This window comes from Longispora urticae, from assembly GCF_053902585.1.
Genome location: NZ_JAQZSH010000006.1, coordinates 1 through 12,160 on the forward strand (window position 1 = coordinate 1; position 12,160 = coordinate 12,160).

Consider the following 12,160-nt stretch of genomic DNA (forward strand, 5'->3'; position numbering starts at 1 on the left):
TCTGCCCCCCGGGTGCCGGACGGGCCGCCCCCGTCCGGCACCACCCCTATGGCTGAAGGAGGCCAGCACCTCATGACGACTTCCACTGGCAACGTCGCCCAGTTCACCACTGTGGACGACGCGCCGGACGAATCGTGGTTCATCACCTTCATGGACCGCGCGAACGCCCTGCCCGAGTACGCGCGCGCCCGGCAGCAGCTGGCCACCGACATGGGCGACCTCGCCGGCGCCACGGTGCTCGACGTCGGCTGCGGCACCGGGGACGACGCCCGCGAGCTGGCCGCCCTGGTCGGCGCCGACGGCCTCGTGATCGGCACCGACCTCAGCGCCGCGATGATCGAGGTGGCCCAGCAGCGCAGCGCCGGCTCGGACCTGCCCGTCGAGTTCCGGGTCGACGACGGCCGCGCCATCAGCTTCGACGACCAGTCCTTCGACGCCGTCCGCGCCAAGCTGATGCTGATGCACTGCGAGAACATCCCCGCGACGGCCGCCGAGCTCGTCCGGGTCACCAGGATCGGCGGCCGGGTGGTGGCCTTCGACTACGACTTCGACACCACCACCATCGACCACCCGGACCTCGCCACCACCCGCGAGATCATCCGCACCCTGTCCGACGGGCACAACAGCTGGTGCGGTCGGCAGCTCCGCCGCCGCTTCCTCGAACTCGGCCTCGCCGACGTCACCGTCGCGCCGCAGACCGTGCTCATGCCGTTCGAGTTCTACCGGATGGTGACCGCCGGCCGGCTCGCCGCCGCCCAGGCCTCGGGCGACCTCGAGCTCAGCACCGAGCAGCTCACCGCCTGGTGGGAGCCGCTGATCGAGGCCCAGGTCAAGGGCCAGTTCTTCCAGTCCATCACCGGTTTCGTCGTCGGAGGCACCCGTGTCGAGTAAGCCGACCCTCGTCCTCGTGCACGGCGCGTGGCACGGCACCTGGTTCTGGGAACCGTTCGTCCCCGAGCTGCGCCGGCACGGCCTCGACGTCCAGCTCGTCGAGCTGACCAGCCACGGCACCGACCCGGCGACCGTCGGGGACCTGCGCTCCGACGTCGCCCTCGTCCGCGAGACCGTGCGGGCCATCGACGGGCCGGTCGTGCTCGTCGGGCACTCCTTCGGCGGCGTGGTGGTCACCGAAGCGTCCGCGGAACTGCCCAACGTCACCCAGCTGATCTACGTCGCCGCGTTCCTGCCCCAGGTCGGCGACTCGATGCGCGCCCTCACCGGGGGCGGCAACGCGCCGTGGATCGAGTTCAAGGACGGGCTGATCAGCGTCGCCGCCGGCTGGGGCGCCAAGCTGTTCTACAGCGACGTGGCCGCCGACGTGGCCGCGGCCGCCGAGGCGCGGTTGCTGCCGCAGTCCGCCGCCTCCTTCGGGCAGGAGGTGCTGGCCGCCGGGTGGCAGACGATCCCGGCGACGTACGTCGTGACGACCCAGGACCAGTCCGTGCCGACCGGGCTGCAGCGGGACATGCTGGCCAGGGCCGGGATCACCGATGTCGCCGAGTTCGACTCGGGGCACTCGCCGTTCCTGAACCACCCCGCCGAGCTCGCCGACCTGCTGCACTCCCGGCTGGTCTGAACGGGGCTGGCCCGTCGGAGCGCCTCCGGCGGGCCAGATCACAAGCTCTGAGAGGGTTACGCCGACCGACCGACCGGGCGCGCGGCGGCACCTCGACGGGGTCGGCCGTCCGGGTCGGCGCCGGCCGGTTCCTCGGTGCCCAGGTTGGCGCCCGGACCCGTCCGGCCGCGGTGGGCCCGGTCGGTTCGGGTGAGGCGCCCAGCCGCGGGGGCTTCGGTCCCGGCTAGGAGCTCAGGTTCTCCGTGATCCACGTGGCGACCAGGGCGGCCAGGGTGCTGTGCGAGTCCCGGGTCAGATGGACGCCGTCCCCGCCGACCCGGGCGACCGTTCCCGCGTCCGCGAACGCCGCGCCCCGGGCCGCCGCCACCTTCCCGATCTCGGCCGCCAGCTCCCGCGACACCGCCACCGAACCGGCGTCGAACTCCCCCGCGCCGTAGACCAGAGCGCGGTCGTCGCACGGGGCCGGGGACAGCACCAGCACCCTCGGCGGCCGGCCGTCGTGGTCCGCCCCGTACTCCGCTATGTCGTCCAGCAGGCCGCCCACCGCCGCCGCGATTCCCGCGGCGGTCCGGCCGAACAGGTGCTTCACGTCGTTGGTGCCGAGCATCAGCACCACCAGGTCCAGCGGGTCGTGCGAGTGCAGGGTCGGCAGCAGGTGCGTCCGACCGTTGCGGCCCGGCCGGTCGGCGTAGTCCACGTCGGTGGTCCGCCCGCCCAGGCCCTCCTCGATGAGGTAGTACCCGTCGCCGAGCAGGTTCTGCGCCTGGCCGGTCCAGCGGACGTCGGCGGGCCAGCGGCCCAGCTCGGGCTCCTCGGCGCGCTCGCCGTGCGTGTTGGAGTCGCCGTAGCAGAGCACCGTGATGGCGTGCGGATTCGTGATCATTTCGCCGATGCTACCCACGGCCGCCCCGGTACCGGGGCACGTCCCACGGCCCGGGACCGGCTCTCACCAGTCGGCGGCGCCCTCGAAGGAGGTCGGGGTCGGGGTGTAGCCGAGGAGGGTGCGGGCCCGGGTCAGGTCCAGGGTGCGCTCCATGGCCAGGTGGCTGATCGCGTACCTGGTCAGGCGGGGTGGCCTGCGCGCCCCGACCAGTCGGAAGGCGCCCTCCAGCGCGCCCGCCAGCGGCCACGCCAGGGCCATGGGCAGGCCACGGACCCGGACCGCCAGGCCGCGCGCCGCCAACAGGTCCCGCAGCGCCGCCCCGACGGGTACGGGCCCGGCGTCGGCGATGTTGTACGCGCCCCCGGGAGCACCGGGCCGGCACGCCAGGGCCACCGCGCGCACCAGGTTGTCGACCGAGGTGAGCGACTGGGCGGCCCGGCCGTCCCCCACGATCCACAGGGTGCGGCCCCGGATCGCGCCGAGTACCCGGGGGAGCAGGGTCGGGTCGCCCGGTCCGTACACGGCGTGCGGGCGGAGCACGAGGGCGTCGGGCCGGGCCAGGACGAGGAGCTCGGCGGCGGCCTTGGTGGCGGCGTACCCGGTGAGGAAGCTCTTCGCGGGGGCCTCCGACTCCGCGGCGTGCACGGTGGGGCGGAACGGGTCGTAGACGCTGGCCGTGGAGACGTGCACGAACCGCGCGTCGGGGAACGTGGCCAGCGCGTGCCGGGTGCCGTCGACATTGGCCCGCCGGGCCGGCTCGACCGGGCCCCAGTCGGTGACGGCGGCGGCGCAGTGCACGACGGCGTCGACCTTCGGCGGGTCGGCCATCGGGCCGGTGGTGATGTCCCATTCGCGCCGGGTGAGGGCGACGACGTCGTGCCCGTCGCCCCGGAGCCCCCGACACACGGCGCCCCCGACGAACCCGCCGGCCCCGGTCACCGCGACCCTCACCCCCGCACCCCGCCCACCAGCCGGCGCATGGCCTCCCGGTCCGGTTTACGGGTGCGGCCGACCGTGGGGATCGCTTCCACCAGCACGATCTCGTCGGGCAGCGCCGAGGCGTCGATCAGGCGCGGCAGGCCCGCGCTCAACCGGGCCACGAGATCGCCGCCGTCGGTCGGGCCGCCCGAGGAGGCACGCCCGCCGCCCGAGGGGCCACCCGCAGGGGCCCCGGACGCCACCACCGCCAACACGATCCGCTCGTCCCCGATCTCGTCGGGCACCCCGACCAACGCGGCCTCGCGTACCCCCGGAAAGGTGTTGATCGTGGGTTCGTAGAGGCCGGGGTACACGTTGGTCTTGCCCCGGATGATCATGTCCTTCTTGCGGCCGAGCAGGACGAGCCGGCCGTCGTCGAGGGTCGCCAGGTCACCGGTCGCGTGCGCCTCCAGGCGGGGCTGGCCCAGATAGCCCCGGCACAGGTTCGGCCCGGCGACGACCAACTCGCCGTCCTCCGCGATCGCCACCCGGACCCTGGGCAGCGGCTCGCCGATCAGGTCGCCGGGGCCGGTGTGCGCGAGCTTCTCCTCGGCCGTGGCGATGGCGATGGGCAGGATCTCGGTCATGCCGTACACGGCGAGCAGCTCCGTGCCGGGGAACGCCTCGCGGGCCCGGCGCAGCAGCGGGGGCAGCACCGGGGCGCCGCCGATCAGCAGGTGCCGGAGCCCGGGCGCCCGGACCCCGGCGTCGAGCAGGACGGCCAGGTCGGCGGGGACGCAGAACGCGTGCGTGGCCCCGGCGAGGCCCTCGGCGTAGCGGACCGGGTCGGCGGCGGGGGCGAACCCGTAGGGCGGCATGGTCCAGTGCGCGCCGGCCACCAGCGCCGGGAGGCCGAGCATCAGCTGGTCGGTGTGCACGGTGTCGCCGGGGCCGAGGCGGCAGCGGGTGGCGAGCAGCGCCAGCCCGGAGCCGAGCGAGGCCCTGGTGTGCACGACGGCCTTGGGGGCGGCGGTGCTGCCGGAGGTGAACACGATGAGCGCCTCCTGGTCGCCGAGCCCGGCCCCCACGGCACCGCCCGGCCCGGTCGGGGCCACCGACCCTCCGGACACCGCGCCTCCGGCCGCCCCACCCAGGGCCGGGTCCGCCTCCCCGCCGCCGCGCACAGCCCCACCCGCGCCCCCGGCCGCCAGCTTCCGCGCCGACAACGCCCCCTTCGGCACCCCCGGCAGCCACCGCCCCGCATATACGTGCCGCACCGGCAGCTCCCGATAGCTCGGCAGCAGCAACCCCCGCCGCCGCGCCACCCCCCGCCCGTACCGACTGGCGGCGTACAACAACGACTCCGCCGCCGCCCACCGCGGCCCCGCCAACGCCAACCGCGCCGCGAACAGCTCCGGACCGGTCCCCGGATCGGCGAACACCACGGTCCCCCCGGCGGCCACGATCCCCAGCGCCAGCACGACCCCGGCCGCCTCGGGCCGCACGGAGAACAGCACCCGGTCCCCGGGCTCCAACCCGGCCGCGACCAGCCCGGCGGCGGTCGAGCGCACCCGGCGGGCGAGCTCGCCGTAGGTCAGTTCCCCGATCGCCAGCGCGTCGGGCGCGGCGTCGGCGGTGGTCAACACTGCTGCCACCAGGTCCATCACAGGCTCCGGATCATGAGTCGGGAGTAGCCGGGGATCAGTACGCGCTTCGCCACGGCCCGGGACGTCACGGTGAGCCGGTCGGTGGGGGCCAGCGCGCGGAGTACCGCGTCGATCTCCGCCCTGGCCAGTGGCGCGCCGAGGCAGAAGTGCGCGCCGGCCCCGAACCAGAGCTGCCGGATGTCGGGGTCGGCGGGCCGAGACGGGTCGAAGGGTTCGCGGCCCCGGGCGGCGAACAGGGTGGCGATCACGATCCGGTCCCCGGGCCGCACCGCGACCCCGCCGACGCTGCCGGCCTTCGCGACGCTGCGCAGCATGACGGGCGACGGCACGGTGTACCGCAACCCTTCCACCACCACACTGTCCAGATTGGACGGCGATACGGACACCCCGGTGTCGTGGCACAGCGCGACGAGCCTGGGCAGGTACGACACCAGCGTCTCGGTGCCGGTGAGCACGAACGCCCCGACCGCGCCGTGCGCCTCCTCCTCGGTGAGCCCGAGTTCGCGCATCCTGCCGGGCACGGTGGCCGGGTCGCCGGTCCGGTAGGCGCGGATCGCGGGCGCGGTAAGGCCGCCGAGTTCGGCGCGGGCGTGCCGGATCTGCCGGTCGGTGAGCCGGGGCCGCCCGAGCCGGACCATGGACGTGATGGCGGCGCCCCGGGAGTAGGCCTCGGCGACCCGGTCGGCGGGCAGGCCGACGAGTTCGCAGATCACGGCCCCGGCGCAGTCCTGCACGACCCGGACCAGATCCACCTCGCGGCCATCCGCCAGGTCCGACCGCAACCGGGCCAGGGGAAGCGCCAGCACCCGGTCGCACAGGTCGCGGACATACCCGGGCGTGAACAGCCCGGACAGTTTGCGCCGGAGCCGGGTGTGCGCGTCGCCCTCCATGTTCAGCAGCACCGACGGGCCGAGCACGGGCGTCCACAGGTCCGACGGCGAGCCGGGCCCGGTCTTCGTGAACGTGTCGGAGTCCATCAGCACCTGGCGGGCTAGCACCGGATCGCTGACCACGACGCCCACCCGGGGCACCCGGCGCACGGGCCCGCTGGCACAGATCAACCGCATCATCCGGTACGCGACGGGATGCGCCCCCGTCTGCACCCTCTCCTCCCAGGCGGTCACCGGATGTCCACGATCTCGGGCTTGTACCGGTGGTCGGCGTACCACGCGAGGGTCCTGCGCAGCCCCCACGCGTGCGCCCGCCGCACGGACCCGCGCACCCGGACGTCGCGCCGGTACGCGTAGGCCGTCGTCAGCCGGCGCACCGCGTTGACCAGCGCCCGGTCCTCGTGCAGCTCCTCGATCCTGGTGCGGGGGAAGCCGCCGGAGCGCTCGTACATGTCGGCGGTGATGGCCATGTTGCAGCCCGGCGCCATGATGTACGGCCCCAGGTACTCGGCCCCCCGGTTGCCCTTCCGCAGCTTGCCGAACACGACGGCCACCTCGACGGCGGCGAGCAGCAGCCCCCGGCGCCACGCGCTCACCGGCACGTCGTCGGTCCGGGGGATCAACTGCCCGCCGACGAGGTGGAGCCCTTCGGAGAAGCACCGGCGCACGCTCCGGGTCCAGTCCGGGGCCGGCAGGCAGTCCGCGTCGGTCCGGGCGAGCAGGGTCGCGCCGTGGGCGATCGCGTACCGCATCCCGGTGTCCGCCGCCGCCCCGGTGCCCTTGACGGGTTCGTGGATCAGGTGCGCGCCGGGGAAGTCGAAGGCCCGCACGACGGTCGCCGTGCCGTCGGTGGAGTTGTTGTCGACGACCACGAGGGTGAAGTCGCGGTCGAGCTGCGCGGCGAGCGCCTGCAACGTCGGCAGGATGCCCCGCGCCTCGTTGTAGGCCGGCACCACAACCCAGAGGCCGCCGCTCCCGCTCACAGTTCCACCGCCATCACACCCATGCTCACGCCACCGGCCAGCCCGATCAGGCACACCCGGTCCCCCGGCCCCAGCCTGCCAGCCTCCCGGGCCCGGACCAGCTGGAACGGCAGACTGGCCGACGCCAGGTTCCCGTGCTCGGCGAGGGTCACGACCAGCTTGTCCGCCGGGATCCCGAGCCGTTCGCGCAGGATCTCCAGGTACGGCAGGGACACCTGGTGCACGGCCACCACCGCGAAGTCGTCCCAGCCCAGCCCGAGCCGCCCGAGCGTGTCCAGCACGATCTCGGCCCCGAACGCGTCGAACGCGTCCTTGAGCGCGGCCCCGTCGAGCCGGAAGTAGCTGTACGCGGGGTCCCGAGGGTGCGCGGAACCGCCGGCCGGCAGGGTGCCGACCTGCCATGCCTCCGAGTGCGCGGAGAAGCCGGAGCCGAGGACGCCGGGCCGGTCGGAGCGCTCCATCACGAGCGCGGCCCCGGCGTCCGACAGCGTGTACCCGGGCAGCGCCGTCAGGTACTCCTTCAGGTCCGGTACGTCCCACCGCACGGCGCGCGACGGGGCCTCCCCGCTGGCGATCAGCACCCGCCGGTACCCCCCGGCCCCGATCAGCGCGTCGGCCACCTCGACCGCGTTCAGCACGCTGTTGCACGCGTTCTTCACGTCGAACACCGGGCAGCTCAGCCCCAGTTTGGCGGCCACGATGTGCGCGGTGGCCGGCTCGACCATGTCCTGGCTGGCCGACGCGAAGAGCAGCAGGTCGACGTCGGCCGGGTCGGTGCCGGTGTCGGCGAACAGCTTCCGCGCGGCCTCGGCGGCCAGGTCCGACGCCTGCCAGTCGGCGGGCATCACGTGCAGTGACCGCACGCCGGTCAGTCGTTCGACCAACCCGGCCGGTGGCCGGTACCCGGTGATCCGGTCCGTGACCTCCCCGCTGGTCAGCGTGGTCTCCGGCAGGTGCACCGCCATGCCCGTGATCCGAGCGCCCATTGTCACCCTCCCCTGTCTGCTGGAATCGTCCGTCACCAGCACGCACACAGGAAGAGCCCGGCCCCTCTTGTCAGGACCCCAACAGTCTGCTAAAAGACCCCCATCCGGGTACCGTGGCCCGGCGGCGTCAGGAAGCGGGCAGCTCCCCTTCGAGGACGTGCATCGCCTCCACGGCACGGAAGCCGAACCGCGCGTTGATGGCGAGCATCGCGTCGTTGGTGTCGGCGGTCCACGAGTGCAGGTGCCGCACGCCCGGGTGCAGGGCCGCGAGCTGGCGCATGTTGGCGACCTTCGCCAGGACCCCGAGCCGGTGGCCGCGGTGCGCCCGGAGCACGAACGTGTCGTCCTGCTGGGCGTGCACCCCGTCGGCGTTGACGAAGATCCGGGTGTACCTGGCCGGGGTGCCGTCCGCGTCGAGCACCAGGGTGGTGAGCAGGCCCCAGCCCTGGGCGGCGGTCTTCGCGTCCCCGGCGAGTACCCGGTCGGCGTCGAAGGTGTCCGGCTCGTGGTCGCGTTCGCCGGTCGGCACGTCCTGTTCCATCAGGGTGCGCAGCCGGGCGAACACCGCCGCGCGCTCCCGCCCGACCGGGCCCGCCCAGGACTCGACGGTGTACCCCGGGGCGGCCCGGCCGGCGAGCGCCGCGAGGTCGGCGTCGTCGACGGGCAGGTCCACGAGGTACCGCTGCTCGGACAGCACGCTGCGGAGTCCCCTGGCCAGCGCGAACCTGCCGCCCGGGTACGACTCCAGCGTGTTGGCGCGCGGGACGTTGAGCTCGGTCGACAGCCGGCTCCGCCCCGCCTCGGCGGCCGCCCGGACCATGGTGTCGAACAGCGCCGCGCCGACGCCCCGGCCGCGGTACGCCGGCGGGACGTTGAGTTCCAGCTCCGCCATGTGCGTGTTGGCCCGGGCCGGCAGGTCGAGCAGGGCCGCGCCGAGGCACACGTCCCCGGACCAGGCCCCGTACGCGTGCCGGGTGTCGTTGGTGCGCAGTGAACCGAGGACCGCGTCGGCGGCGAAGAACGTCGGGGCCTCCCGGAGGGCGACACCGCCGGCCCGGAACGCCTCGTACCAGGCGGAAGCTGTGTTCTCGTCGTGCGGATCGAGCCGGCGGATGTCCATCCGCGCACCCTGGCCCACAACTCGCCGCCCGGCAACCGAATTGCGCGTGATGTGCCCCGCCCGGGCCCGGACGGGGCAGCACCGGGCCGCCACCTGCCGTTACCGTTGCCCGCGTGACAAGGCACATCGCGTTCGAGAAACTGCACAACTTCCGCGACCTCGGCGGGTACCGGACGACCGACGGCAGCACCGTGCGGTGGGGGCGGCTGTACCGTTCCGACTCGCTCGGCAAGCTGGCGGGCGCGGACGTGGACACGTTCACCGCGCTCGGGGTGCGTACCGTCATCGACCTGCGGTATCCGTTCGAGATCGAGGCCCGGGGCCGGGTGCCGGAGACCCCGGGGCTGGCGTACCACAACCTGAGTGTCGAGCACCGGCCCTACAGCCAGCCCAAGCTCGGCCCCGAGGTGCAGGTCGCGCCGTTCCTGGCGGAGAAGTACGCGGAGGTCGCCCTCGACGGCGCCGCCGAACTGCGGACCGTGCTGGAGCTGATCGCCGCCGACGCGAACGCCCCGGTGGTCTTCCACTGTGCGGCGGGCAAGGACCGCACCGGGATCGTCGCGGCGCTGGTGCTCGGCCTGTTGGGCGTGTCCGAGGCGGACATCGCGGCCGACTTCGCGCTCACGAACCTGGCCACGGACCGTTCCGTCGCGGACTACGTCGCCAGCGGCCGCCCCCTGACCTGGCCCGGCTACGGCCAGGCGCCCGCCGAGCTGATGAGCCTCTTCCTCGCGGACCTCACGAGGACGTACGGCTCGCTGCCCGACTACGTCCGCGACCACGTCGGGCTCGACGACGGCGTGGTCACGGAACTGCGGGCGCACCTGCTGACGGACACGTCAGACCGCACCGCCTGACCCCATAGCGGTACCAACGCTGAGATATCGACAGACTTCCCTAAATGGATTGCGCGCGGGGGCTCCACCGCTCTAAGTTGGAGCCCCAATTACGCGCTCATATCTCACACGGGGGAGACTCTTGCGCATACTTCGCGGTGCCATGACCGCTGCCATCGCACTGGTAGCTTCTGCCGCAGTTCTTCCGGCTCCCGCCCTGGCCGCACCGGCGGCGCCGACCGCACCGTACAACGCGCTGGTGCTCGCCGGTCCGGCTTCCGGCAACTACATGTTCAACGGGAGCCGCGTCTTCGACGCGAGCACCGCGAACGTGACGTTCACCCCCTGGGGGCCGAGGGCTTCAACGTCGGCGCCGTCCCGGTCCGCGGTGACAGCGTCGGCGGCGAGATCGTCGCCCCGCCGTCGACCCCCTGGCAGGTCGGTACGACGTACCAGGTGAAGCGGTCCGCCGAGGGCGCCTACGCCGGCATGGACATCAGCTCCGGCTCGCGCGGCTGCAACCAGACCTCCGGTTCCATCAAGGTCCTGGAGGTCACCCGCGCCGCGGGCGTGATCGCCTCGTTCGCGGCCGACTTCTCCTACCAGTGCGACAACAGCACGCCGGTCACAGGTCAGGTCCGGTGGAAGTCCACGGTCGGGTACAACGGGCTCGAGGTCGGGCTCACCTCGATCGAGCTCGGCACCCAGGAGGTCAACGTCCCGGGCGCCCCGCACCAGGTCGTCGTGACGTCCCTCGGCTCCGGCTCGACCAAGCTCGGCACGGTCGCCGTCACGGGCCAGCACCCGGCGGCGTTCCCCGTCACGGCGGACACCTGCTCCGGCGCGACCCTCGCGAACGCCGAGACGTGCACGGTCACGATCACGCCGCTGACCGCGCTGCGGGGCCCGCAGAAGGCCCAGCTGTCCCTCCCGAACGTCACCACGGGCGGCACGCTGACCTTCGACTTCTCGCTGTACGGGAACGACCCGTGGGCGGGCAACAAGGGCACGTACACCACGCTGAACCCGAACCGGATCCTCGACACCCGGTACGGCAACGGCGCACCGGCCAGCCGGGTCGGACCGGGCGGCATCCTGCACCTCCAGGTCGGCGGCCGCGGCGGGGTCCCGTCGTCCGGCGTCTCGGCGGTCACGCTGAACGTGACGGTCACCGACCCCACCGAATCGGGCTTCCTCACCCTGTTCCCGAAGGGCGTGGCCCGCCCGACGGCGTCCTCGCTGAACTTCATGCCGGGCTGGACCGGGGCGAACTCGGTCACGGTCAAGGTCGGCACCGACGGCGGGGTGGACATCTACAACCACTCCGGCCAGACCCACATCATCGCCGACGTCCAGGGCTACTACGCGGACAGCGACCAGGTGTACTCGATGGGCGGCCTGTTCCACCCGATCACCCCGACCCGGCTCATCGACACCCGCGCGGGCGGCAAGCTCCCGTCGAACTACTACCTGCGCACCGGGCTGAACTTCGGCACCGCCAACCCGCACATCCGCGCGTACGTCGTCAACGTCACCTCGACGGAGTCGATCGGCCAGGGCTTCCTGACCGCGTGGAACGGCCGGGAGTCGGACTTCCAGTCGACCTCGACCCTGAACTTCCAGCGCAACGAGACCGTGCCGAACCTGGCCGTCGTCCCGACCGCGGACTGCTGGGGCTGCGGGCCGGCCGAGGGCTGGCCCGTGATCGGCGTGTACACCCAGACGACCACGCACGTGATCGTCGACATCGTCGGCTTCTTCGACGACGGCTACTACTCGGGTGACGGCCTGCGGTTCGACGCGATCACGCCGACCCGGATCGTGGACACCCGTGACGGCCTCGGCGCGCCCGGCGCGCTCGGCCAGGCGACCACGACGAAGGTCACGGCGCCCGGCAGGGTGCTCGACACCGCCGGTGGCACGACCTACAGCCTGGCGCTGAACGTCACGGCCGTGAACCCGTCGATCCCGACGGTGCTGACCCTGTGGGCCAACGGCATCGCCGGCCAGAACAAGCCGGGCGTCAGCAACCTGAACCCGCAGCCGGGCAAGGTGACGCCCAACGCGGCGGTCACCGCGATCGGCCCGTCCAACGCGTTCAACGTGTACAACCACGGCGGCAACGTGCACCTCGTCGTCGACGTGGTCGGGCGGTACTACTTCCACGTACCGAGCGGCAACGCGCTGGCCCGGGGCGCGACCGCTCCGACCACCGGCGTACAGCCGTTCACGGTCGGCTTCAAGGCCGTGTCCTGACCATCGCCTGAGGCGGCGCCCCCGGGGTACTCCCCGGGGGCGCCG

At 73.3% G+C, this 12,160-nt stretch carries 11 protein-coding genes; 4 read left to right on the forward strand and 7 right to left on the reverse strand.

Features of this window, described 5'->3' with window-relative positions; genetic code table 11:
* Positions 1–72 precede the first annotated feature (72 nt).
* Entirely contained in the window at positions 73–891 is an 819-nt protein-coding gene (locus PT931_RS02925; RefSeq protein WP_456244149.1) for a methyltransferase domain-containing protein, read from the forward strand.
* A complete protein-coding gene (locus PT931_RS02930) occupies positions 881–1,576 on the forward strand; it encodes an alpha/beta hydrolase (protein ID WP_456244150.1) in 696 nt (231 codons plus the stop codon). The genes PT931_RS02925 and PT931_RS02930 overlap by 11 nt, the downstream gene beginning before the upstream one ends.
* Positions 1,577–1,799: 223 nt before the next feature.
* Here the strand turns inward: PT931_RS02930 and PT931_RS02935 are convergent, their stop codons facing one another.
* The 7 genes from PT931_RS02935 to PT931_RS02965 all read right to left on the reverse strand — a co-directional run bounded on the left by PT931_RS02935 (position 1,800) and on the right by PT931_RS02965 (position 9,023).
* A complete protein-coding gene (locus PT931_RS02935) occupies positions 1,800–2,459 on the reverse strand; it encodes a GDSL-type esterase/lipase family protein (RefSeq protein WP_456244151.1) in 660 nt (219 codons plus the stop codon).
* Between the two features lie 63 nt (positions 2,460–2,522).
* Positions 2,523–3,410 (reverse strand): NAD-dependent epimerase/dehydratase family protein, encoded by an 888-nt coding sequence (locus PT931_RS02940; protein WP_456244152.1) that lies wholly within the window; start codon positions 3,408–3,410, stop codon positions 2,523–2,525.
* Positions 3,407–5,032, reverse strand: a complete 1,626-nt coding sequence (locus PT931_RS02945; protein WP_456244153.1) for a class I adenylate-forming enzyme family protein — start codon at positions 5,030–5,032, stop codon at positions 3,407–3,409. Before PT931_RS02945 ends, PT931_RS02940 begins: the two co-directional genes overlap by 4 nt.
* Before the next feature lie 8 nt (positions 5,033–5,040).
* The gene (locus PT931_RS02950) at positions 5,041–6,168 is read right to left on the reverse strand and encodes a cytochrome P450 (RefSeq protein ID WP_456244154.1); all 1,128 of its coding nucleotides are present in this window, start codon (positions 6,166–6,168) and stop codon (positions 5,041–5,043) included.
* Positions 6,165–6,917, reverse strand: a complete 753-nt coding sequence (locus PT931_RS02955) for a glycosyltransferase family A protein (RefSeq protein WP_456244155.1) — start codon at positions 6,915–6,917, stop codon at positions 6,165–6,167. The genes PT931_RS02950 and PT931_RS02955 overlap by 4 nt, the downstream gene beginning before the upstream one ends.
* Positions 6,914–7,903, reverse strand: coding sequence for a 3-oxoacyl-ACP synthase III family protein (locus PT931_RS02960; protein ID WP_456244156.1), 990 nt, complete (start codon positions 7,901–7,903; stop codon positions 6,914–6,916). Before PT931_RS02960 ends, PT931_RS02955 begins: the two co-directional genes overlap by 4 nt.
* A 127-nt stretch (positions 7,904–8,030) precedes the next feature.
* Positions 8,031–9,023 (reverse strand): GNAT family N-acetyltransferase, encoded by a 993-nt coding sequence (locus PT931_RS02965; RefSeq protein ID WP_456244157.1) that lies wholly within the window; start codon positions 9,021–9,023, stop codon positions 8,031–8,033.
* 113 nt (positions 9,024–9,136) lie between these two features.
* Between PT931_RS02965 and PT931_RS02970 the strand changes: the two genes are divergently transcribed.
* Both PT931_RS02970 and PT931_RS02975 read left to right on the forward strand, forming a co-directional pair.
* Positions 9,137–9,880: a tyrosine-protein phosphatase gene (locus PT931_RS02970; RefSeq protein WP_456244158.1), complete on the forward strand. Its 744-nt coding sequence runs from the start codon at positions 9,137–9,139 to the stop codon at positions 9,878–9,880.
* 435 nt (positions 9,881–10,315) lie between these two features.
* On the forward strand, positions 10,316–12,115 hold the full coding sequence (locus PT931_RS02975) for a hypothetical protein (protein ID WP_456244159.1): 1,800 nt from the start codon (positions 10,316–10,318) through the stop codon (positions 12,113–12,115).
* Positions 12,116–12,160 lie beyond the last annotated feature (45 nt).

Excerpts from the sequence above, each read along its gene's own strand:
- PT931_RS02925 (WP_456244149.1), top strand. The coding sequence starts at position 73 with ATGACGACTTCCACTGGCAACGTCGCCCAGTTCACCACTGTGGACGAC.
- PT931_RS02935 (WP_456244151.1), bottom strand. The coding sequence starts at position 2,459 with ATGATCACGAATCCGCACGCCATCACGGTGCTCTGCTACGGCGACTCC.
- PT931_RS02960 (WP_456244156.1), bottom strand. The coding sequence starts at position 7,903 with ATGGGCGCTCGGATCACGGGCATGGCGGTGCACCTGCCGGAGACCACG.
- PT931_RS02965 (WP_456244157.1), bottom strand. The coding sequence starts at position 9,023 with ATGGACATCCGCCGGCTCGATCCGCACGACGAGAACACAGCTTCCGCC.